At 66.9% G+C, this 20,832-nt stretch carries 23 protein-coding genes; 12 read left to right on the top strand and 11 right to left on the bottom strand.

Annotated features, from left to right (window positions below; translation table 11 throughout):
* Positions 1–9: 9 nt before the first annotated feature.
* Positions 10–582 carry a sugar O-acetyltransferase gene (locus tag LC066_RS07135; protein ID WP_224897553.1) on the bottom strand — a complete coding sequence of 191 codons (573 nt, stop codon included), beginning with the start codon at positions 580–582 and terminating at the stop codon, positions 10–12.
* The gene (gene rlmJ / locus LC066_RS07130; protein ID WP_224897551.1) at positions 579–1,358 is read right to left on the bottom strand and encodes a 23S rRNA (adenine(2030)-N(6))-methyltransferase RlmJ; all 780 of its coding nucleotides are present in this window, start codon (positions 1,356–1,358) and stop codon (positions 579–581) included. Before rlmJ ends, LC066_RS07135 begins: the two co-directional genes overlap by 4 nt.
* Before the next feature lie 220 nt (positions 1,359–1,578).
* Here rlmJ and LC066_RS07125 point away from each other — a divergent pair, with 220 nt between their 5' ends.
* From LC066_RS07125 to LC066_RS07080, 10 genes are all read left to right on the top strand, one after another.
* Entirely contained in the window at positions 1,579–2,625 is a 1,047-nt protein-coding gene (locus LC066_RS07125; protein ID WP_224897549.1) for a rod shape-determining protein, read from the top strand.
* A 68-nt stretch (positions 2,626–2,693) separates the two neighbouring features.
* Positions 2,694–3,662 (top strand): rod shape-determining protein MreC, encoded by a 969-nt coding sequence (gene mreC, locus LC066_RS07120; protein ID WP_224897548.1) that lies wholly within the window; start codon positions 2,694–2,696, stop codon positions 3,660–3,662.
* Positions 3,655–4,203, top strand: a complete 549-nt coding sequence (locus tag LC066_RS07115) for a hypothetical protein (RefSeq protein WP_222477180.1) — start codon at positions 3,655–3,657, stop codon at positions 4,201–4,203. The genes mreC and LC066_RS07115 overlap by 8 nt, the downstream gene beginning before the upstream one ends.
* A complete protein-coding gene (gene mrdA, locus LC066_RS07110; RefSeq protein WP_224897545.1) occupies positions 4,200–6,149 on the top strand; it encodes a penicillin-binding protein 2 in 1,950 nt (649 codons plus the stop codon). The genes LC066_RS07115 and mrdA overlap by 4 nt, the downstream gene beginning before the upstream one ends.
* Entirely contained in the window at positions 6,146–7,285 is a 1,140-nt protein-coding gene (rodA, locus tag LC066_RS07105; protein WP_222477176.1) for a rod shape-determining protein RodA, read from the top strand. The genes mrdA and rodA overlap by 4 nt, the downstream gene beginning before the upstream one ends.
* Positions 7,286–7,601: 316 nt before the next feature.
* Positions 7,602–7,979: a 50S ribosomal protein L19 gene (gene rplS / locus LC066_RS07100; protein WP_085889247.1), complete on the top strand. Its 378-nt coding sequence runs from the start codon at positions 7,602–7,604 to the stop codon at positions 7,977–7,979.
* Between the two features lie 11 nt (positions 7,980–7,990).
* Positions 7,991–8,212: a 50S ribosomal protein L31 gene (gene rpmE, locus LC066_RS07095; RefSeq protein ID WP_085889248.1), complete on the top strand. Its 222-nt coding sequence runs from the start codon at positions 7,991–7,993 to the stop codon at positions 8,210–8,212.
* 240 nt (positions 8,213–8,452) lie between these two features.
* A complete protein-coding gene (locus LC066_RS07090) occupies positions 8,453–9,535 on the top strand; it encodes a hypothetical protein (protein WP_224897544.1) in 1,083 nt (360 codons plus the stop codon).
* 188 nt (positions 9,536–9,723) lie between these two features.
* Positions 9,724–10,533 (top strand): division plane positioning ATPase MipZ, encoded by an 810-nt coding sequence (locus tag LC066_RS07085; protein WP_222477175.1) that lies wholly within the window; start codon positions 9,724–9,726, stop codon positions 10,531–10,533.
* Between the two features lie 34 nt (positions 10,534–10,567).
* Positions 10,568–11,092 carry a DinB family protein gene (locus tag LC066_RS07080; protein WP_224897542.1) on the top strand — a complete coding sequence of 175 codons (525 nt, stop codon included), beginning with the start codon at positions 10,568–10,570 and terminating at the stop codon, positions 11,090–11,092.
* 17 nt (positions 11,093–11,109) lie between these two features.
* On the opposite strand, the gene LC066_RS07075 is transcribed toward LC066_RS07080, so the two are convergent.
* Genes LC066_RS07075 through LC066_RS07065 form a run of 3 tightly spaced genes read right to left on the bottom strand, consistent with a single transcriptional unit; the run spans position 11,110 to position 13,210 of the window.
* The gene (locus LC066_RS07075) at positions 11,110–11,934 is read right to left on the bottom strand and encodes a metal ABC transporter permease (RefSeq protein ID WP_224897540.1); all 825 of its coding nucleotides are present in this window, start codon (positions 11,932–11,934) and stop codon (positions 11,110–11,112) included.
* The gene (locus LC066_RS07070; protein ID WP_224897538.1) at positions 11,934–12,734 is read right to left on the bottom strand and encodes an ATP-binding cassette domain-containing protein; all 801 of its coding nucleotides are present in this window, start codon (positions 12,732–12,734) and stop codon (positions 11,934–11,936) included. Before LC066_RS07070 ends, LC066_RS07075 begins: the two co-directional genes overlap by 1 nt.
* Positions 12,731–13,210: a Fur family transcriptional regulator gene (locus LC066_RS07065; RefSeq protein ID WP_085889254.1), complete on the bottom strand. Its 480-nt coding sequence runs from the start codon at positions 13,208–13,210 to the stop codon at positions 12,731–12,733. The genes LC066_RS07070 and LC066_RS07065 overlap by 4 nt, the downstream gene beginning before the upstream one ends.
* Before the next feature lie 98 nt (positions 13,211–13,308).
* On the opposite strand from LC066_RS07065, the gene LC066_RS07060 reads away from it, so the two are divergent.
* Complete coding sequence (locus tag LC066_RS07060; RefSeq protein WP_224897536.1) at positions 13,309–14,448, top strand: zinc ABC transporter substrate-binding protein; 1,140 nt, start codon at positions 13,309–13,311, stop codon at positions 14,446–14,448.
* A 141-nt stretch (positions 14,449–14,589) separates the two neighbouring features.
* Here LC066_RS07060 and LC066_RS07055 read toward each other — a convergent pair whose 3' ends face one another.
* From LC066_RS07055 to ectA, 4 genes are all read right to left on the bottom strand, one after another.
* Positions 14,590–16,071 (bottom strand): aspartate kinase, encoded by a 1,482-nt coding sequence (locus LC066_RS07055; protein WP_222477171.1) that lies wholly within the window; start codon positions 16,069–16,071, stop codon positions 14,590–14,592.
* An 89-nt stretch (positions 16,072–16,160) separates the two neighbouring features.
* On the bottom strand, positions 16,161–16,553 hold the full coding sequence (locus tag LC066_RS07050) for an ectoine synthase (protein ID WP_085889257.1): 393 nt from the start codon (positions 16,551–16,553) through the stop codon (positions 16,161–16,163).
* Positions 16,554–16,558: 5 nt separating this feature from the next.
* Complete coding sequence (gene ectB, locus LC066_RS07045) at positions 16,559–17,845, bottom strand: diaminobutyrate--2-oxoglutarate transaminase (protein ID WP_224897533.1); 1,287 nt, start codon at positions 17,843–17,845, stop codon at positions 16,559–16,561.
* Between the two features lie 54 nt (positions 17,846–17,899).
* Positions 17,900–18,439, bottom strand: a complete 540-nt coding sequence (ectA, locus tag LC066_RS07040; protein WP_222477168.1) for a diaminobutyrate acetyltransferase — start codon at positions 18,437–18,439, stop codon at positions 17,900–17,902.
* A 237-nt stretch (positions 18,440–18,676) separates the two neighbouring features.
* On the opposite strand from ectA, the gene LC066_RS07035 reads away from it, so the two are divergent.
* Entirely contained in the window at positions 18,677–19,156 is a 480-nt protein-coding gene (locus LC066_RS07035; RefSeq protein ID WP_085889260.1) for a MarR family winged helix-turn-helix transcriptional regulator, read from the top strand.
* Positions 19,157–19,204: 48 nt separating this feature from the next.
* Here the strand turns inward: LC066_RS07035 and LC066_RS07030 are convergent, their stop codons facing one another.
* On the bottom strand, positions 19,205–19,714 hold the full coding sequence (locus LC066_RS07030) for an acyloxyacyl hydrolase (RefSeq protein WP_224897531.1): 510 nt from the start codon (positions 19,712–19,714) through the stop codon (positions 19,205–19,207).
* A gap of 71 nt (positions 19,715–19,785) precedes the next feature.
* Positions 19,786–20,637 (bottom strand): hypothetical protein, encoded by an 852-nt coding sequence (locus LC066_RS07025; RefSeq protein ID WP_224897530.1) that lies wholly within the window; start codon positions 20,635–20,637, stop codon positions 19,786–19,788.
* Positions 20,638–20,832 lie beyond the last annotated feature (195 nt).

The raw sequence follows: 20,832 nt of genomic DNA, 5'->3' as shown, positions 1-20,832 counted from the left end.
GGGGAGTCGCTACATCTGCCGCGCCGGCACGCCCGCGACCTTGGCCCCCGGGGCCACGTCGCGGGTCACCACGGCCCCGGCGGCCACGATGGCCCCGTCGCCGATGGTCACGCCGCCCAGCACGATGGCCCCGGCGCCGATCCAGACATCCGCGCCCAGGGTGATCGGCCAGGCGATCTCCTGCCCCTCGCCGCGCAGTTTCGGGTCGTGGTGGTGTTCGGGGCACAGCAGTTTCGCCTGCGGGCCCAGCATGGTGCGATCCCCGATGCGCACCGGCGCGCAATCCAGCACCACGCAGCCGCTGTTCATGTAGACGTCCTCGCCCAGCGACAGGTTGAACCCATAGGCACAGTGGAACGGCGCCTCCAGAAAGGCGCTGCCCGCGTCGCCCAGCAGGGCCCGCAGCTCCGGCGCCATGGCGCCGCGCGCCTCCGGGTCCATGGTGTTATGCGCCCAACAGGCCCGCCGTGCAGGGGCGCGCAGGGCGTCGATCTCCGGGTCCATGCCGTCGTACCAGGTGCCGCCGGCGCGGAACTTCTCCAGCTCGCTGCGCCCGTCCTGGCTGATGCCGTCCCCGCTCATGACGCCTCCGCGAAGAGGGCGGCCAGACGCGCGGCCTCTTCCTCGGTGCCGAAGGGCGTGTTCACCACGAACATCCCCGATCCGACCATGCCGTGCCCCTCGCGCACGGGCGGGAAGCCCACCTCGCTGCGCAGGACCTTGGGCAGATCCAGCGCCTCCAGCGCGCGCAGCATGGGGGCATGGCGACCGTCGCGCAGGATGGGATACCAGATCACAAGAACGCCGACGTTCCAGGCCCGGTGCAGTTTCTTCACCACGTCGGGGATGCGGACATATTCCGCCTTCACCTCATAGGAGGGGTCGATCATCAGCAGGCCCCGGCGCGGCTCCGGCGGACACAGCGACATGGCCATCTCATAGCCGTCCTGCAGGTGCACCTTCGCCCGGCGCCCCATGGCGGCCTGAAGGGCGGCGCCCTCCTGCGGGTGCAACTCGGCCAGATGCAGGGAATCACCCTCGCGCAGCATCTCTGCGGCGATCAGCGGCGAGCCGGGATAGGCCGTACCCCCATGATCGGCCCGGACCCGCGTCAGCACCTTCACGAAGGGGTGATCGGGCGGCAGGCGGCCCGCCAGCGCGCCGACGCCCGCCGCGGCCTCCCCGGTCCTCAGCGCCTCGGCGCTGGACAGGTCGTAAAGGGCCCGCCCCGAATGAGTTTCGAGGTATGTCAGGGGCTTGGGCTTCTCCGTCAGCCGCTCCAGCATGGTCGCCAGCAAGGCGTGCTTGTGCAGATCGGCGGGGTTCCCGGCGTGGTAGATATGTTGGTACGACAGCATGACCCCGGATACGACGCCCGCGCGCCCCGGGCAATCCCTGCCGCTTGCCCCGTCCCAAGGGCGATCACAGGGTCAGCAGATCAGGGTGTTCACGGCAAAATGGCGCTTATTCGGGCAGGGGCGCCCCTTTCCACGCGCGGCGCCTCTGAATATAAGGGCGAACGGACAGGACGCCGCCGGGGGCGCGGCGCCTGCGGGGTTACCACTATCGGGACACGACATGGCAATATTTGACAAGATGCCGGGGCTCTTCTCCTCGGACATGGCGATTGACCTCGGCACGGCGAACACGCTGGTCTACGTGAAAGGTCGCGGCGTGATCCTGTCGGAACCGTCGGTCGTGGCCTACCACGTCAAGGACGGCGTGAAGAAGGTGCTGGCCGTGGGCGAGGACGCCAAGCTGATGCTTGGCCGGACGCCGGGCAGCATCGAGGCCATCCGCCCGATGCGCGAAGGCGTGATCGCTGACTTCGACGTGGCCGAGGAGATGATCAAGCACTTCATTCGCAAGGTGCACAAACGCTCGACCTTCTCGAAGCCGAAGATCATCGTCTGCGTCCCGCATGGTGCCACCCCGGTCGAGAAACGCGCGATCCGCCAGTCGGTCCTCAGCGCCGGCGCCCGCCGCGCGGGGCTGATCGCCGAACCCATCGCGGCGGCCATCGGGGCCGGCATGCCGATCACCGATCCGACCGGCAACATGGTCGTCGACATCGGCGGCGGCACCACCGAGGTAGCCGTGCTGTCCCTGGGCGATATCGTCTATGCCCGCTCCGTCCGCGTCGGCGGTGACCGCATGGACGAGGCGATCATCAGCTACCTGCGCCGCCAGCAGAACCTGCTGATAGGCGAATCGACCGCCGAACGCATCAAGACCTCCATCGGTACGGCCCGCATGCCCGACGACGGGCGCGGTGCCTCGATGCAGGTACGTGGCCGCGACCTGCTGAACGGCGTGCCCAAGGAAACCGAGATCACCCAGGCCCAGGTGGCCGAGGCGCTGGCCGAACCCGTCCAGCAGATCTGCGAAGCGGTGATGACCGCGCTGGAGGCCACGCCCCCGGACCTGGCCGCCGACATCGTCGACCGCGGCGTCATGCTGACCGGCGGCGGCGCCCTTCTGGGCGACCTGGACCTGGCGCTGCGCGAGCAGACGGGCCTGGGCGTGTCCATCGCTGACGAAAGCTTGAACTGCGTGGCGCTTGGTACCGGCAAGGCGCTGGAGTATGAAAAGCAACTCCGCCACGCGATTGACTACGACAGCTGAGCACCCGAAGCTGAGGACCTGACAACGGGCCTCGCACGGGCCGTTTCCCTGTCTTTCTGGGGGTCCACATGGCCAAGGACAGACCACAGGACGAGGATTACATCACCCCGCTCCGGCGGCTGATCCTGTCCGTGATCGTGCTGCTGCTGATCGGGATCTTCCTGGTCTGGCGCATCGACAGCCCGCGCGTGGAACGGTTCCGCGCCGAGGTGATCGACCGCGTCGTGCCCTCGATGGACTGGGCCATGGCGCCGGTGACCGGGGCGGTGAACCTGATCCGCGATTTCCAGAGCTACCAGCGCATCGTCGAGCAGAACAACGAGCTGCGCCGCGAGTTGCAGCAGATGAAGGCCTGGAAAGAGGCCGCCCTGCAGCTGGAACAGGAAAACGCCCGCCTGCTGGACCTGAACAACGTGCAGCTGGATCCGCGGCTGACCTATATCACCGGCGTGGTGATGGCCGATTCAGGCTCGCCCTACCGGCAATCGGTGCTGCTGAACATCGGCGCGCGCGACGGCATCGTCGACGGCTGGGCGGCGATGGACGGGATCGGCCTGGTCGGCCGGATTTCCGGCGTCGGCGACAAGATCAGCCGGGTGATCCTGCTGACCGATACCTCCTCGCGCATGCCCGTCACCATCCAGCCTTCGGGCCAGACCGCCATGGTCATGGGTGACAACACCGCCGCCCCGGCGCTGGATTTCATCGAGGACAACGACCTGGTGCGCCCCGGCGACCGGGTGGTCAGCTCGGGCGACGGCGGGGTCTTCCCGGCGGGTCTGCTGGTCGGCCAGGTGGCCGAGGACAAGGCAGGCCGCCTGCGGGTGCGCCTGGCCGCCGATTACGAGCGGCTGGAGTTCCTGCGCGTGCTGCGTCACCTGGGCACCGAACACCTGACCCAGCCCGGCGGCATGATCCTGCCCGGCGGCAGTGCCGCCCTGCCCCCCGTGCCCGCCCCGGGCCAGGAGGGCGCGCCCGACGCCGGCACCGCCCAGCCCGAAACCCTGCCCCTGGCCGCGGGAGGGTTGGATGGCTGACGCGATCCGCGCCTCCGCCCCCCGCCAGTGGGCCCTGCGCGTTGCCTATGCGGCGCTCTGTCTTGCGCTGATCATGTTCGCCCTGCTGCCGCTGGAAACCGTGCCGCGCCTCTGGGCCGGACCGGACCTGTTGCTGGGGCTGACGCTGGTCTGGTCGCTGCGCCGCCCGGAACTGGCGCCGCTGCCGCTGATCGCGGCGATCTTCCTGCTGTCGGACCTGCTGCAAATGCGTCCGCCGGGGCTGATGGCCGCCATCGCCACCTATGTGATCTACCGCACGCAACGCCGCGCGCGCCCCATGCGCGACCGTTCCTTCCTGGCCGAATGGATGACCGCCAGCATCGCCGCCGCGCTGGTCCTGCTGGGCTACTGGCTGGCGCTCGGCCTGTTCTTCCTCGACAAGCCGCCGGTGCCGGTGGTGCTGACACAGCTTGTCATGACCGCCCTCTTCTATCCCGTCCTCGCCGCCTTCTCCTCGGCCGTCTTCGGCCTGCGTCGCGCGGCCCTGGGCGAGGTCGACAGCCTTGGACACCGGATATGAGAAGCCACCGCAACGCCCGCGATCAACAGGCCTCCGGCCGCCGCCTGACCCGCCGCGCCGCCCTTCTTGGGGGCGCGCAGCTGAGCTTCATGGGTCTGCTGGGTTGGCGCATGCGCCACCTGCAGGTGGACCAGGCCGATGAATTCCGCATGCTGGCCGAGGAAAACCGGATCAACATCCGCCTGATCCCGCCGTCGCGCGGCGAGATCTTCGACCGCAACGGCGCGGCCATCGCCAGCAACGAACCCGCCTACCGCATCACCATCGTGCGCGAGGACGCGGGCGACGTGGACGCGGTGCTGACCCGCCTGTCGCAGCTGATCGACCTGGACCCGGCCGACATCGAACGCGCCAAGGCGGAGATGGACCGCTCCGCCCCCTTCCTGCCGATCACCCTGGCCGAGCGTGTCAGCTGGGAAGACGTCAGCAAGATCGCCGTGAACACCCCCGCCCTGCCCGGCATCACGCCGGACGTGGGCCTGTCGCGCTTCTACCCGCTGGCGAAGGATTTCGCCCATGTCGTCGGCTACGTTGGGCCCGTCTCCGACTACGACCTGTCGAAGATCGAGGACCCGGACCAGCTGCTGCGCATCCCGCGGTTCCAGATCGGCAAGGTCGGGCTGGAGGCCCGGATGGAGGACGACCTGCGCGGGTCCGCCGGCACCCGCCGGGTGGAGGTCAACGCCGTGGGCCGCGTCATGCGGGAACTGGACCGCCAGGAGGGACAGCCGGGCGCGAACCTGCAGCTGACGACCGACGTGATGCTGCAGAACTACGTGCAGGCCCGCCTGGGCGACGAAAGCGCCGCGGCGGTGGTGATCGACACCACCAACGGCGACCTGCTGGCCGTGGGCTCGGCGCCCAGCTTCGACCCGAACCTCTTCGTGCGCGGCATTTCGGTCAGCGACTACCGCGCCCTGACGCAGAACAACCACCGCCCGCTGGCGGCGAAGTCGGTGCAGGGGATCTACCCGCCCGGCTCGACCTTCAAGATGGTGGTCGCGCTTGCCGGCCTCGACGAGGGGCTGATCACGCCGGAGGAAACCTTCTGGTGCGGCGGCTACCTGGAAGTGGCGAACCGCCGCTTCCACTGCTGGAAGCGCGGCGGGCATGGCCACGTCAACATGGCGCAATCCCTGCGCGAAAGTTGCGACGTCTACTATTACGAGCTGGCCAGCCGCATCGGCATCGAGAAGGTGTCGGCCATGGCTAACCGCCTCGGGCTCGGCATCCGCCACGACTTGCCGCTTTCGGCGGTGGCGGCGGGCCTGGCGCCCACGAAGGCCTGGAAGAAGGAAGTGCGCGGCGAGGACTGGCTGATCGGCGATACCGTCAACGCCTCGATCGGCCAGGGGTTTGTCCTGGCCTCGCCGCTGCAACTGGCGGTGATGACCGCCCGCGTCGCCACCGGCCGCAGCGTCACGCCGCGGCTGATCAAGTCGATCGACGGGGTCGAACAGCCCTCCGGCTCGGGAGAGAGCCTGGGCCTGAACCCCACCCATCTGAATTATGTGCGCGACGGCATGTACGAGGTCTCCAACAGCCGCAAGGGCACCGGGTACTCCAGCCGCATCATCGCCGAGACGATGCGCATGGCGGGCAAGTCGGGCACCAGCCAGGTGCGCAACATCACCGCCGCCGAACGCGCGGCCGGCGTGACCTCCAACGACGATCTGCCCTGGGAACGGCGCGACCATGCGCTCTGGGTCGATTTCGCGCCCTTCGACGATCCCAAGATCGCCGTGGCCGTGGTGGTGGAACATGGCGGCGGCGGCTCCTCCGTCGCGGCCCCGATCGCGCGCGACATCACCCTGCAGGCGCTCTACAACGGCGATCCGCCGCTGGACGCCTACCCGGCAAAGGACCGTGACCGTATCGCCGAGCAGCAGGACCGCCTGCGCGCCCTGCGCCCCGATCTCGGCCAGGACAGCAAGAGCCGCGCATGAGCTATCTGGAATATGCCGTAAAGACGACGCCTTCGGGGCTGCGCAAGGTTCTCTACCTGAACTGGCCGCTGGTGCTGCTGCTGACGGCGGTGGCCTCGGTCGGGTTCCTCATGCTCTATTCCGTCTCGGGCGGCAGCCTGTCCCCCTGGGCGGAACCGCAGATGAAACGCTTCGGCGTGGGTCTGATCGGCATGTTCATCATCGCCATGGTGCCCGTCTGGTTCTGGCGCAATGTCTCTGGCGTGGCCTACGGGCTGTCGCTGCTGCTGCTGCTCTACGTGGAATTCTTCGGCCATGTCGGCATGGGGGCGCAGCGCTGGATCAACCTGGGGTTCATCCGCCTGCAACCCTCGGAGCTGATGAAGATCGCCCTGGTGATGTTCCTGGCCGCCTACTACGACTGGCTGCCGGTGAAGAAGGTCAGCCATCCGCTCTGGGTGCTGATCCCGGTGCTGATCATCGTGTTGCCCACCTTCCTGGTGGTGAAACAGCCCGACCTGGGCACCGCCATCCTGCTGCTGACCGGCGGCGGGGCGGTGATGTTCCTGGCCGGTGTCCACTGGGCCTATTTCGCCACCGTCATCAGCGCGGCCGTCGGCCTGGTCTGGGCGGTGTTCCAGAGCCGGGGCACCGACTGGCAGCTGATCAAGGATTACCAGTTCCGCCGCATCGACACCTTCCTCGACCCGTCGCAGGACCAGCTGGGCGCCGGCTATCACATCACCCAGTCGAAGATCGCCCTCGGCTCCGGCGGCTGGACCGGGCGGGGCTACATGCAGGGCACGCAATCACGGCTGAACTTCCTGCCGGAAAAGCACACCGACTTCATCTTCACCACCCTGGCGGAGGAATTCGGTTTCGTGGGCTCGGTCTCGCTGCTGGCGCTTTATGCCCTCATCATGGTCTTCTGCGTCGGCTCCGCGATGAACAACCAGAACCGCTATGCCTCGCTGCTGACCCTGGGCATCGCCACCACGTTCTTCCTGTTCTTCGCGGTGAACATGTCGATGGTCATGGGGCTGGCCCCGGTGGTGGGCGTGCCCCTGCCGCTGGTCAGCTACGGCGGCTCGGCCATGCTGGTGCTGATGCTGGCCTTCGGCCTGGTGCAAAGCGCACATATCCACAAGCCGCGCTAAGGGCCGCACCACCCCCGCCGACCCGGCGCAGAGCGCGCGAAATAAGGGGCCGGAGCCCCTCAAACCCCTTGCCCTGCGGGGGGGCATCGCCTATACGCCGCCTGTCCGGGGCCGGAATCGGCCAGCCGGACCTGTCCCTTGTGACCCATGGCCCCGCGTCTTCGGTGCGGCCGGTCGGGACAGAGCAAGCAAACGGCGACCTGTACCTCCGCCGGGCTGCCCCTGATCCGATCAGGGCCGGGACCCGGACGAAGAGCGGAGCTCTGGGGCGGAAATGACCTTCGCGGACCAACCGCGAGCAGATAGGAGACATGCGATGGACCTGATCGCAGAACTGGAAGCGGAGCAGATCGCTTCGCTGGGGAAGACCATCCCCGACTTCAAGGCCGGTGACACCATCCGCGTCGGCTACAAGGTGACCGAAGGCACCCGTACCCGTGTGCAGGCCTACGAAGGCGTGTGCATCAGCCGCAAGAACGGCGACGGCATTGCCGGTTCGTTCACCGTCCGCAAGATTTCCTTCGGCGAAGGCGTGGAACGTGTGTTCCCGCTCTACTCGACCAACATCGACAGCATCGAAGTCGTGCGTCGTGGCCGCGTTCGTCGTGCCAAGCTGTACTACCTGCGTTCGCGTCGCGGTAAGTCGGCTCGTATCGCCGAAGTCACCAACTACAAGCCCAAATCCAACGCCTGAGGAGCCGCGTCATGAAAAAGGATATCCATCCCGACTACCACTTCATCGACGTGAAGATGACCGACGGCACCATCGTCCAGATGCGCTCCACCTGGGGCGCCGAAGGCGAAACCCTGTCGCTCGACATCGACCCCTCGGTGCACCCCGCCTGGACCGGCGGCAACTCGCGCCTGATGGACGCCGGTGGCCGCGTGTCGAAGTTCAAGAACAAGTACTCCGGCTTGGGCTTCTAAGCTTCGCGCCATGTGATGTACGGAAGGGCTCGCCAGTGGCGGGCCCTTTTTGCATTCCAGGGGCGCGCGCCGGGCGCGACGCCCGGCCCTCTTGCCTCTGCCGGCCCCAGGTCGTAGGCCCGGATCACCATCCGCCGCAGAAGGCCCAGGCCCCTGACCCTTTCCATCCTTGCCCTGACCCTGATCGCCGGTGCCCTTCTGTGGCTGCCGCAGCTGCGCCACTGGCCCACCTGGCGGGCCATGGTCACGCCGCTGGCCTCGATCATCGGCTCGGGCTTCCTGGTGCTGGGGCCGATCCTGGCCCATGGCTTCGGTGCCTGGGCGCCGGCGATGATGGGCGTGCTGTGCCTGGCCGCCTGGGGGTTCGGCGCCGCGATCCGGGCCAATATTGCCCGCCTCGGCGACACGCCCGGCCCCGAAACCCGGATGGAACAGCTGGCCTCGGCCCTGCTTGCCTTCGCCTACGTAATCTCGGTCGCCTACTACCTGAACCTCTTCGGCAGCTTCGCGGTGCAGCTTGGCCCCTGGCAGGACCAGTGGGGCGCGCGGCTGGTGACCTCGGTCGTCTTCGTCCTGATCCTGGTGCTGGGCTATGGCCGTGGCTTCGCCATGCTGGAGCGCGCGGAGTACCTGACCGTGACCCTGAAACTGGCGATCATCGCCGGCTTGCTGGCGGGGCTGACCGTCTTCTTCGGTGGCGCGGTGCAGACCGGCGGGCTGTTCCTGCCGCAGGGCAGCGAACAGGGCTGGGGCGCGCTGACCCTGGGCTTCGGCCTGCTGGTGACGGTGCAGGGGTTCGAGACCTCGCGCTACCTGGGCGACAGCTATGACGCCGGCACGCGGATCCGCTCGATGCGGCTGGCGCAAGGCGTGGCGACGGCGATTTACGTCGTCTACGTGCTGCTGCTGGTCTACGCCCACCACGTCCCCGAAGGCGCCCTGAGCGAGACAGCAGTGATCGAGATGATGCGCGATGTCTCCCCGCTGCTGCCCTGGATGCTGATCGGCGCGGCCCTGGCGGCGCAGTTCAGCGCGGCGGTGGCCGACACCGGCGGATCGGGCGGGCTGATCGCCGAACTCAGCGGCCAGCGCATCAGCGCGCGCCAGGGCTACCTGGTGCTGTGCCTCGCTGGGCTGGCGCTGACCTGGTCGGCGGATGTGTTCCAGATCATCAGCTACGCGTCGCGGGCTTTCGCGCTGTACTACATGGTGCAGGCGGCGATCGCGGCGCGCCATGCCACCGGCGCCCGCCGGATCCTCTGGGGCGCGCTGGCCCTGCTGGCCGCCACCATTGCCCTTTTCGGCCAGCCGGTCGAGGGCTGACGCAGAGGCAGATCAGCCCGCCTGACGGCCCTCCTGCCTCTCCCTGATGCCCACATGATGCAGGTGTCGGGAAATCGGTTTTCCTTCCCAGCGAGATCTTGCCGTCCCCGCCCCCGATCCCGTATGCGGAAGGAAAGACCCCGCGGCGCCCAGGGCGGCCGCGACCCCTCTCTTCCCGGGAACGGAACGTGGCACATATCATCGTCGTCGGAAACGAAAAGGGCGGGGCGGGCAAGTCCACCGTCTCCATGCACATCGGCACCGCGCTGTCCCGGATGGGCCATCGCGTGCATGCCTTCGATTTCGACCTGCGCCAGCGCAGCTTCGCGCGCTATACCTCCAACCGCATGGCAACGCTGGACAAAGCGGGGCTGAAACTGCCCTCGCCGCTGTTCTGCGAACTTCCTGAAATCGACGCATCGACCCTGGCACCGGGCGAGAACATCTTCGACGTGCAACTGGCCCGCGCGATGGAGCTGCATGAGGCGCAGGCGGATTTCATCCTGATCGACTGCCCCGGTTCGCACACCCGCCTCAGCCAGAACGCCCATTCTCTGGCCGACACGCTGGTGACGCCGCTAAACGACAGTTTCGTCGACTTCGACCTGCTGGCCCGGATCGACAGCGAGGGGGAGAAGATCCTCGGCCCCTCCGTCTATTCCGAGATGGTCTGGGCCGCGCGCCAGCTGCGCGCCAAGGCCGGGCTGAAGCCGATCGACTGGGTCGTGCTGCGCAACCGGGTCGGTGCCCAGGCGATGACCAACAAGAAGAAGATGGAAGCGGCCATCGAACGGCTGGCCAAGCGGATCGGCTTCCGCGTCGCCCCCGGTTTCTCGGAACGAGTGATCTTCCGCGAACTGTTTCCCAAGGGGCTGACCCTGCTGGACCTGAAAGACGTGGGCGTCAGCAGCCTGAACATTTCCAACATCGCGGCGCGCCAGGAAATGCGCGACCTGATCAAGGCGCTGGATCTGCCCGGCGTGAAGGTCGATTTCTGACGCCGCGCCCCCTGCCGTCGAAAGGGACATCGACATGACCGACGCCACCCGCCCCTACCGCCTGATGGCGCTGAACAATGCCTGGTCCAATGCCCGGTTCTACCACGCCATGCGCGGCATGGGCCCGGTGGAGTTCCGCCAGAAGCGCCCCGGCTTCTTCCCCTCGCTGCGCGCCACGATGAACCATATCCTGACGGTCGACCTTTACTACATCGACGCGCTGACCGGGGGAGGCCAGGGCCGCGCCCTGCGCGACCGCGAGGAAACCCGCGATGTCGCAGAGCTGGCCGTGGCGCAGGCCGAAAGCGATGCACGCCTGACCGCCTTCTGTGAGGCGCTGACGCCGGAAATGCTGGCCGAGACCCGCGTGACCGAGCGCGAAAGCGGGCCCGTGCCGGAAAAGGTCGAGATGCTGCTCCTGCACCTCTTCCAGCACCAGATCCATCATCGCGGCCAGGCCCATGTGCAGTTGCAGACCACCGGCATCCTGCCGCCGCAGCTGGACGAGTTCTACCTGGACTACGAGCGCGCGCCCTCGGCCCGCGACTACCTGGCCTGACAGCTGGCCCGCCCGGCCTAGCCTGAGGTGCGGCCGGCCCGGCGCTGCGCCAGGTCCCTGCGCAGACCGTCCAGCAACAGCGTGACCAAGAACAGCAGCGCCGCGATGCAGACCATGCTGGGCCCCGTCGGCGTGTCGAACCACAGGGATCCCTGAAGCCCGCCCAGGGCGGACACCGCGCCGATGCCGGCCGCGGTCAGGGCCATGCCCTCGGGCGTACGGGCCAGGGGCCGCGCGGTGGCCGCCGGGATGATCATCAGCGCCGCGATCAGCAGCGAGCCCACGACCTTGATCGCCACCGCGACCACCAGCGCCAGCGCCACGGTCAGCACCAGCTGTTCACGCCGCGGATCGAGGCCCGAGGCCTGGGCCAGGTCCGGGTTCAGCGTCGCCGTCAGCAGCGCCTGCCAGCGCCAGGCCAGCAGCGCCAGCACCAGCGCGGCACCGCCCCAGATGATCGCGAGATCCCCCTTGGACACCGCCAGGATGTCGCCGAAGAGATAGGCCATCAGGTCGATCCGCACGCCGCTGAGGAAGGACACGGCGACCAGCCCGAAGGCGATGGCGGAATGGGCCAGCACCCCCAGCAGGGTATCCATGGCAAAGCCCCGCCCCGACAGGGTCGAGACCAGCGTCGCCATCAGCATCGACACCACCAGCACCCCGGCGAAGATCGACACGTCGAAGGCCAGGGCCAGGGCCACCCCCAGCATGGCCGCATGGGCCGTGGCATCGCCGAAATAGGCCATGCGGCGCCAGACCACGAGGCACCCCAGCGGACCCGCCGCCAGAGCCACCCCCAGCCCGGCCAGGGCCGCGCGTACCAGGAAATCGTCAAGCATCAGCGGGCCTCGTGGCTGTGGGTCTTCGGCGCATCGGCGTCGTGGTCATGATCGTGGGCATGGTCATGGTCGCCGTGGCTGCAGCCCTCATCGTGGTGATGGTCATGCTGGTGGCGATAGAGCGCCAGCGCGCCCTGGGTGCCGGTGCCGAACAGCGCCCGGTACTCCGGCGCGCTGGCCACGTGCTCCGGCGCACCCTCGCAGCAGACATGATGGTTCAGGCAGATAACCCGGTCGGAGGCGGCCATGACCACGTGCAATTCGTGGCTGACCATCAACACGCCACAGCCCAACTCGGTCCGCAGCTGTTCGATCAGCCGGTAGAAGGCGGCGGAGCCGGGCTGGTCCAGCCCCTGGGTCGCCTCGTCGAGGATCAGCAGGTCGGGCCGGTTCAGCAGGGCGCGGGCCAGCAGCACGCGCTGGAACTGCCCGCCCGACAGGTCCGACATCTGCCGCCCGGCCAGCCCGGCGCCGCCGGCGTGGGTCAGGGCCTCCGCCGCGGCGGCATCGCTGACCCGGCGCGGCAGCGACAGGAAGCGGCGCACGGTCATCGGCAGGGTCGGGTCGATATGTAGCTTCTGCGGCACGTAGCCGATACGCAGGCCGGGCGCATGCTCCAGCCGGCCCTGCCGCAGGGGCACGGCGCCGATGATGACCCGCATCAGCGTGGACTTGCCCGACCCGTTCGGGCCGACGATGGTGACGATCTCGCCCCGGTCGATGCGCAGGTCGACGCCGCTCAGCACCTCCTGGGCGCCAAGGCTGGCGGAGGCTCCCGTCAGGCGGACAAGGGGGCTCACGCAGCGGCGTCCCGGCAATTGGGGCAGAGCCCCTCGGCCTCGACCACGGCGCGTTCGATGACGAAGCCCAGATCGGCGGCGCTGGCGCCCAGGCGCCCCTCGCGCATGTCCAGCTCGGCCTCGGCCACGGTGTCGCAGCTGCGGCAGATCAGGAAGGCGGGTGCGTGATGTTCGCCGGGATGGGCGCAGGCGATGAAGGAATTCAGCCGCTCGATCTTGTGGGCGAAGCCGTGTTTCACCAGGAAATCCAGCGCGCGGTAGGCGACGGGCGGCTGGCTGCCCAGCCCCTCTTCGCGCAGCCGGTCCAGGATGTCGTAGGCGCCCATGGCGCGGTGCCCTTCCAGCAGCAGTTCCAGGACCCGGCGCCGCACCGGTGTGAACTGCCAGCCTTCCTCGCGGCAACGCGCATCGACAAGGGCAACCCCCTCGCGGATGCAGGCTCCGTGATCGTGACGTGCGAATCCGGTCGCTTCCATGACAGCCTCCTGTGCTCACTCCTCCTCTTGATATGTTATAGTATCTTCGCTATCAAGATGCGGTACGTTATACTATCACACACTCAAGGCAGGCAAACATGAAACTCAAGACGCTGAACGTGTCCCTGGCGGCACTGATCGCCGGCACCGGGCTGGCCGCGGCCGAGACGCCGCAGGTGGTGACCGACATCGCCCCGGTGCATTCGCTGGTGTCGATGGTCATGGGCGATCTGGGCGAGGCCGATCTGATCCTGCCGCCGGGCGCCTCGCCGCACGGCTACGCCATGCGCCCCTCCTCGGCGCGCGCCCTGCAGGACGCCGACCTGGTGTTCTGGGTGGGCGAGGCCCTGACCCCCTGGCTGGAACGCCCGCTGAGCACCCTGCCCGACCACGGCCATGTGGTCGAACTGATGGAGCTGCCGGAGGTGATTCACCTGGAATTCCGCGAAGGCGCCGACCTGCACGCGGCGCACGGGGACGCAGGCCATGACCATCATGAGGATGAGGATCATGGCCATGATGAGCACGATCACGACGATCATGGGCACGACGATCACGGGCATGACGATCACGGGCATGACCACGACGACCATGAGGATCACGATCACGGCGACGATCATGCCCAAGATGAGCATGGGCACGACGACCATGCCCATGACGATGACCACGGCCACGATGATCACGACCATGCCGCCGAAGCGGGCCATGAAGGCCATGTACACGACGGCCTGGACCCGCACGGCTGGCTCGACCCGGAAAACGCGCGCATCTGGCTGTCGGGCATCGCCGAGGCTCTGGTAGAGGCCGACCCGGAGAACGCGGCGACCTACCGCGCCAATGCCGATGCGGCCCGCGCGGCCCTGGCGGAGCAGAGCGCCCGCATCGCCGCCGATCTGGAGGCCATCGCGCCGATCCGCTTCCTCGTCTACCACGACGCCTACCAGTACTTTGAGAACCGGTTCGATCTGACCTCCTCCGGGGCCGTGTCGGACAGCGACGCCACCGCCCCCGGCGCCGCCCGCGTGGCAGAGCTGCGCGACAAGGTGACCGAGGCGGGCGTCGACTGCCTGTTCACCGAACCGCAGTTCGGCGACGGCCTGGCCAGCAGCATCTTCGAGGAAAGCGATGGCCACCTGGTGGAGATCGACCCGCTGGGCACCGAGCTGACCCCGGGCGCCGACCTCTACCCGCAGCTGCTGGACGGCATGGCCGCCAGCTTCCTCGCCTGCAAGGGCTGACACCTAGGCCGCCGCGCCCCCGCATCGGGGGCGGGCGCACAAAATGAAGCCGCCCGCAGGCGGACCCACGGACGGCTTCTCCCCCAACGGGGGCCCGGGCAGCGCGGAACTGGAAAGCGCCGGCCCGGGCTATGGGGTGGCTCAGGCCGCTTGCAGGGCCCGCGCCGTTTCCTTCTTCTTCGATTCTGCCGCCTTTTCGCTGTGCGCCTCGCCGCCCGCAGAGGCGGGGGAGACGAAGGCGTCATGCAGCAGCTTGATCGCGCGGTCCTCGGCCTCTTGCGAAACCAGGAACTGCACGTCGACGCTGCCCGGCAGATGTTGCACGGCGAGGCATTTCACCTCGCCCGCGCGCAGCGCGGTCAGGCCGCGCTCGGTCACGTCCAGCCCTTCCAGCGACCGGCCGATGGCCGACACAAGGCCCAGGCGGTTGATCTTCACGCTGGCGTTCGGGAAGGCTTCCAGCAGGTCGCGTTCGACCCGGCGGATCGTCTTCAGTGGCGCATCCAGGTAATGGGTGATCGTGTTGGCGTTGGACGCCTTGGACACGATGCGCACCTTGTGGCGCGCCAGCACCTCCAGGATCTTCTGGTCATAGCCCTTCACGCCGACCATGTCCTGTTCGAACACCTCCAGCGCCACGACGCCCAGGCCGGTGACGATGTCGACGGTCGCGGCTTCGGCCTCGGCCTCGTCGATCAGCGTGCCCGGATCCTGCGGTTCAAACGCATTGGCCACGCGCAGCGAGATGCCGGCCTTGCGCAGGATCTTCGCCGCCTTGGGGTGGATCGCCTCCATCCCGAGGTTCGACAGCTGGTCGGCCACGTCGTAGTTGGTATGGCCCAGCTTGCGCACGTTCTCGGCGCCAACCAGGTTCGGGTCGGCCGAGGACAGGTGGAATTCCTTGTGGATGATCGCCTCGCGCGCGCCGGTGATGGCGGCGATATTGGCAAAGGTCACCTCGGAATAGCCACGGTCGAACTCGCGCATCAGGCCCTCGGTGCACTGGGCATAGCCGGTGACGATGGGCAGCTCGGTCTCGAAATCGACCTGGTCGAAGCCCGCCTTGATACGCTGTTCCAGCGTCAGCTCGCTTTCGTCGCGCCAGCCGCTGAGGTCCACCAGGCGTGCGTTCACGCCGGCGCGCTGCAGCATCAGCACGGTGACGAAGGCCGAGTGGCTTTCACCCAGGCCCGACAGCAGTTCGCGGATGTCCATCATGTGGTCCGACAGCCGGAAGTGCCCGTAGGAGCACAGGCGCTGCAGGTCGAAGAGGCACGAGCGCGCGCCCTCGATCCGCTCGCGGACGAACTCGTCGGCGGCATGGATGTCGGCGGGATGGTCCAGCACGGCACCGTGCGCCTCGCGCATGGCGCCGGCCACGTCGCTCAGGGCATCCAGCCAGCCGTGCGCGTTGTCGTCGTTGGAGAACAGCGCATAGACGCCGGGCTGGCCCGACTTCTTGTGCTCCAGCAGCAGGTTGGTGATGCCACCGAAGGCCGAGACGACGAAGACCCGACCATAGGGGTTCTCAGTGTTACCGATCAGCAGGCTGTCACGCAGCTCGTGCACCTTCGACATGGAGGTGCCGCCGATCTTCTCAACAGTATGATTTGCAATAGTCACTTGGGGGTCTCCCGGCCCTTGTCTCTGGCCGAGCTCCTTGTTTGGGGGGGAAGAAAAGGGGGCCGGGGCCGCATGCCCCGGCCCGCGCCTTATGCGTCTTCCAGCGCGTAGGAGCCGTCTTCGCGGTGCACCTCGTTGCCGGTGACCGGCGGGTTGAAGCAGCAGGCCATGACCAGCTCTTCGTCGGCGACCAGCGTGTGCTTGTCATGCTCGTTCAGCGCGTACATCACGCCCGGCACGATCTCGTGGGTCTCGCCGGTGGCCAGGTCGGTGATCCGGCCCTTGCCCTTCATGCAGTAGACGCTTTCGAAGTGGTTCTTGTAGTGGAACGTATGCTCCGAACCGGCGTCCAGGAAGGTGATGTGGAACGAGAAGCCCATGCCGTCGTCGGCCAGCAGCATCCGGACCGAGGTCCAGTTGGCGTCCGACACGACGCGGTCTTTTTCGTCCTTGGTGATCTTGTTGAAGTCGCGAACAATCATGGGGGTTACTCCGCTGCGATTTGCATCTGGTTCTGTTTGGCGGCCGCTTCCAGCAGGATCTTCAGACCCTTGCGGAAGGTTTCCACCGGCGTGGTCAGGGGCGCCAGCACCTTGACGACTTCGTCATGGGCGCCCGAGGTCTCGATGATCAGGCCGTTGCGGAAGGCTTCGGCACAGATGTCGCCGGCCAGATCGCCCGATCCGACGTCGACACCCATCATCATGCCACGACCCTTGATCTTGGCACCGGGAATTTCCTTCGCCATTTCGTGCATGGCTTCGGACAGGATGGCGGCCTTGGTCTCGATTTCCTTCTGGAAGGCATCGTCGGCCCAGAACTTCTCGATCGCCACGCGGGCGGTCACGAAGGCATGGGTGTTGCCGCGGAAGGTGCCGTTGTGTTCGGCGGGCTTCCAGACGTCGTGCTGCGGGCGCACCAGCAGCGCGGCGAAGGGCAGACCCATGCCCGACAGCGACTTGGCCATCGGCACCAGGTCCGGCTCCACGTCCATCTCCTCGAAGGAGAAGAAGGTGCCGGTGCGGCCGATGCCGGCCTGAATGTCGTCGAGGATCAGCAGCGCGCCGTGCTTCTTCGCCAGGCGGCCGATGCCTTCGATCCATTCCTTGGAAGCGGCGTTCAGGCCACCTTCGCCCTGCACGGGCTCCAGGATGAAGGCCGCGGGGGCGTCGATGCCCGAGCTGGGGTTGTCCAGCATCTGCTCGATGATCGACAGGGTGTCGACATCATCGCCAAAGGCGCCTTCGTAGGGCATGCGGGTCACGCCGTGCAGGTCCATGCCGGCACCGCCACGCTTGCCTTCGTTGCCGGTCGCGGCCAGGGCGCCCAGGGTCATGCCGTGGAAGCCGTTTGTGAAGGAAATGATGTTGGTGCGGCCAGTGACCTTGCGGGCCAGCTTCATCGCCGCCTCGACGGCGTTGGTGCCCGTGGGGCCCACCATCATCACCTTGTGGTCCATGCCGCGCGGCTTCAGGATGTTTTCCTCGAAGCTTTGCAGGAAGGCCGACTTGGTCTCGGTGTACATGTCTAGGCCATGCGCGATGCCATCATTGCTGATGTGCTCGATCAGCGCCTGCTTCATGTCCGGGTCATTGTGCCCGTAGTTCAGCGAGGAGCAGCCGGCGAGGAAGTCGATGTACTCGTGCCCTTCCGCGTCGGTCATGATCGACCCGCTGGCCTTGGTGAAGACGGTGTCGAAGCTGCGGCAGTAGCTGCGCGCCTCGGACTCACGTCGTGCAAAAATCTCTTTGTCGGCTGTCGTAACAGTCGTCATGGGGGGTACCTCTGGGGGTTCGATTTGGGGGGAGTAGAGTCGAGCGCGCGGGGCTCAGGCGGCTTTAGCCGCCTCGCCCTCGTCGGAACGCAGGTCGATCGTGACCATGTGCTCGGTGTCGTGATGACCGTTGAAGTGGTCATCCTCAGTATAATGGGGCACATCCGTCAGGCTGCCACCCATGCGTTCGGTGAAACGGCGGAACAGCGCCCAGGAGGCGTCGTTGTCCTCGGTGATCGTCGTCTTGATCCGCTTCACGCCAAGCTCTTCGCGATTCACGAGATGGGACAGCATCTTGCCGCCCAGGCCCATGCCACGCGCTTTCGCGGAAACAGCCACCTGCCAGACGAACAGCGTCCCCGGCTCGGTCGGGACCATATGGCCCGAGATCCAGCCGATCACGCCCTTCTCTGCCTCCTCGGCCAGCACGCAGGTGTCCGCGAAGTGATCGCATTGCACCAGGTTGCAGTACATCGAGTTCTCGTCGAGCGGTTTGCACGCGCGCACGAGCTCCCAAATGTCGGAGCCATCCTCGGAGGTGGGCTTCCGCAGGGTCAGGTTCGTCGGTCGAAGTGTTCCAGTTCCGTCAAGCATGTGTCTCGCACTCTTTTTGCTTCGATGAACAAAATAGTGATGCTGAGAGATATTTCAACCACTCAAAGTATTTTTTGCTAAGAACCCTTATTTATAGGGACCTGTACCTTGATTTCCGGGTTGAGACAAAGAATATCGTAAAGCATGCGAAAGCGGATTGATATGGATAAGCAAAGAATTGCCTTCGCCGGCTCAGGATGCGATCCTTCGAGGACTGCAAGATTGGGGCTGACGGGTATGGACCGGACGGATGACAGCCTGATCGCGCTGCGGAGGATCCTGCGCGCGACAGAGCTTTTCGGCAAGGAATTGGCGCAGGCGGCGGGTTTGTCGCCCGTACAGTTCCGCGTGATGCAACTGGTGGCCGAGAAGGGCCTGACCACGCCGAAGGCGTTGTCGGTCCAGATGGGCGTGACCCAGGGCACGATCACGGCCCTGCTGGACAAGCTGCAGAAGCAGGGGATGCTGACGCGCGAACGGTCCGAGGTGGACCGCCGGCAGATGAACATCGCCGTGACCGAGCGCGGACGCGAGACTCTGGCCAATGCCCCCGACCCGCTTCAGCAGCGCTACGTGAGAAAGTTCGAATCGTTGAAGGACTGGGAACAGGCCCAGCTGGTCGCCTCGCTGGAACGCGTGGCGTCGATGCTGGATGCCGAGGACCTGGATGCCTCGCCGGTTCTGGATACCGGCGATTTCAAGGGTCGTCCCTCCTGAGGCGGCCGGACGTGCGCAGCGGGCCCCCGCTGCGCAGATGCGCCCCGATTAGCGCAGCGGAACACTGACCCGGAACTGGACGGTTTCCATCCCGGGATTCGTCCCCGAGATCTCGGCGTTCGACCGGTGGTCGTAGACCAGGCCATAGCGCCAGCCGTTCCGCGCCTCGAAGCCCACTTCGATGCCGGACCGGAATTCTACCACATGACCCAGATCGGGCCCGTCGCCCTGCGCATAGAGGCCCGGCATCAGCGAAAGCTGCAGGTACAGCTGGTCCAGCTCTGCCGTCCAGGACGCACCCAGGCCGACCCAGGCATCTCCCTCGTCGGTCACCGACAGGCCGAAGCTGGGTTGGAAGGGGCCATAGCTGGTCCCGAAATCATATTTCATGAAGATCTCGTTCGAGATCTGGTCTTCCTGGAACCAGACATTGCCCGCACTGAACGACAGGCGTTGCTCGGCCGGCGACTCGGCCAGACAGCCGGTGGTGCCGCAATGGCTTATCCCCATGTCGGTCAGGCCCGCGGCCAGAAACAAGACAGCTAGTGCTCCGTCCATTCCACTTCACTCCTCTACCTGCCCCGGTCCTAGCCTACGGCGCCGTTGGTGTCATCCGTTGTCCGCCCAACTCAGAACAAATCGCGCAGCGACGGGTCTAGGAGAATACGAAAATCATGCGCCCGCACAGCTGGTACGCTGAACAGGTGGGTGTGACCCTTGGTCTTGCGCGCGCCCTCCAGCACGGCTCGCGCCCGATCTGCGGCCTGCGAGGACGGCACATCCTCCGCCGCGGCGAAGCGCGTGGCGATCTTCTGACGGATCTCCTCTCCCTTGCGCCAGCCGCGCAGGAAGCTGCCCTTCGTTCGCTCGCTGCCCACTGTGGCCTCCTCCGCAATGCGCAGCCGCTCCTCGCGTCGCTGCAACTGCTCCTCCGTGTTAAGGAACCGCAAATGCAGCAACGCAAGCTGCGGGCGCAAATCAAAGCGTCCCTTGCACCCATGTCCACCGGCCGACAGCCGCGCCGGCGCGGTCAGCAGGCACGGCTTTGAATATGTTGCACTGAGAAGGCCGCGGGGACACTGGTCGAGAATGGGGCGTGACAAGTCGAGAGGGGTCTCGTCTTCCGGGACAATCTCGTAGCCAGCGGGAGCGGTGACCGGGCCCAGGTCTGCCTGCTGCAGATGCGCGGCGAGGCTTTCGCCCGGCTTGAGGGAGAGGATCAGCTCGTCGACGTCGCCGACAATCACGCGGTCGTAGTAACGAGTGAGCCCCGACGCCCAGTCGGAGAGCATGTCCCAGCGGGTCTCATCGAACCGCTCGTCCGGGGGATCGCGGGGAATGGCGATGACATTGCAGCCGCTGGCGATCTCCGCCACCTCCGGCGCACCTCCATGGCTGATGACATAGAGCGCGTCACGCCCGAAAAGCGCGCCGTAGTAGCGGACCCAGAGATCGAGGAAGAAGTGATCCTTCCACACCATGGTAACGCAGGCGGTTCTCATCGCTGTCCCTCGTATCAACCGCACCAGTGGTACAGAGCGGCCTTTCCCCTGGCAACCGCGGGTAGCTCCCGGCGTTCTGGGGGCCGGAGGCTCGGTGCTGGCTGCGGGTCCGTGCGCGCGCCGCTGGCTTTTGCCCGATCGCGTGCGGCTCGGTCGGGGTCTGGGGTAGGCTGG

It is taken from the genome of Pseudooceanicola marinus (genome assembly GCF_020177265.1).
GTDB classification, from domain to species: domain Bacteria; phylum Pseudomonadota; class Alphaproteobacteria; order Rhodobacterales; family Rhodobacteraceae; genus Pseudooceanicola; species Pseudooceanicola marinus_A.
This window is presented reverse-complemented; position numbering and strand designations above follow the sequence as displayed.

Bases quoted from the DNA above. Each gene is read 5' to 3' on its own strand.
- LC066_RS07050 (WP_085889257.1), bottom strand. From the start codon at position 16,553: ATGATTGTTCGCGACTTCAACAAGATCACCAAGGACGAAAAAGACCGC.
- mrdA (WP_224897545.1), top strand. From the start codon at position 4,200: ATGAGAAGCCACCGCAACGCCCGCGATCAACAGGCCTCCGGCCGCCGC.
- LC066_RS07075 (WP_224897540.1), bottom strand. From the start codon at position 11,934: ATGCTTGACGATTTCCTGGTACGCGCGGCCCTGGCCGGGCTGGGGGTG.
- LC066_RS07115 (WP_222477180.1), top strand. From the start codon at position 3,655: ATGGCTGACGCGATCCGCGCCTCCGCCCCCCGCCAGTGGGCCCTGCGC.
- mreC (WP_224897548.1), top strand. From the start codon at position 2,694: ATGGCCAAGGACAGACCACAGGACGAGGATTACATCACCCCGCTCCGG.
- rpmE (WP_085889248.1), top strand. From the start codon at position 7,991: ATGAAAAAGGATATCCATCCCGACTACCACTTCATCGACGTGAAGATG.
- ectA (WP_222477168.1), bottom strand. From the start codon at position 18,439: ATGCTTGACGGAACTGGAACACTTCGACCGACGAACCTGACCCTGCGG.
- ectB (WP_224897533.1), bottom strand. From the start codon at position 17,845: ATGACGACTGTTACGACAGCCGACAAAGAGATTTTTGCACGACGTGAG.
- rodA (WP_222477176.1), top strand. From the start codon at position 6,146: ATGAGCTATCTGGAATATGCCGTAAAGACGACGCCTTCGGGGCTGCGC.
- LC066_RS07090 (WP_224897544.1), top strand. From the start codon at position 8,453: ATGGTCACGCCGCTGGCCTCGATCATCGGCTCGGGCTTCCTGGTGCTG.
- LC066_RS07125 (WP_224897549.1), top strand. From the start codon at position 1,579: ATGGCAATATTTGACAAGATGCCGGGGCTCTTCTCCTCGGACATGGCG.
- rlmJ (WP_224897551.1), bottom strand. From the start codon at position 1,358: ATGCTGTCGTACCAACATATCTACCACGCCGGGAACCCCGCCGATCTG.
- LC066_RS07065 (WP_085889254.1), bottom strand. From the start codon at position 13,210: ATGGAAGCGACCGGATTCGCACGTCACGATCACGGAGCCTGCATCCGC.
- LC066_RS07135 (WP_224897553.1), bottom strand. From the start codon at position 582: ATGAGCGGGGACGGCATCAGCCAGGACGGGCGCAGCGAGCTGGAGAAG.
- LC066_RS07035 (WP_085889260.1), top strand. From the start codon at position 18,677: ATGGACCGGACGGATGACAGCCTGATCGCGCTGCGGAGGATCCTGCGC.
- rplS (WP_085889247.1), top strand. From the start codon at position 7,602: ATGGACCTGATCGCAGAACTGGAAGCGGAGCAGATCGCTTCGCTGGGG.
- LC066_RS07080 (WP_224897542.1), top strand. From the start codon at position 10,568: ATGACCGACGCCACCCGCCCCTACCGCCTGATGGCGCTGAACAATGCC.
- LC066_RS07060 (WP_224897536.1), top strand. From the start codon at position 13,309: ATGAAACTCAAGACGCTGAACGTGTCCCTGGCGGCACTGATCGCCGGC.
- LC066_RS07025 (WP_224897530.1), bottom strand. From the start codon at position 20,637: ATGGTGTGGAAGGATCACTTCTTCCTCGATCTCTGGGTCCGCTACTAC.
- LC066_RS07030 (WP_224897531.1), bottom strand. From the start codon at position 19,714: ATGGACGGAGCACTAGCTGTCTTGTTTCTGGCCGCGGGCCTGACCGAC.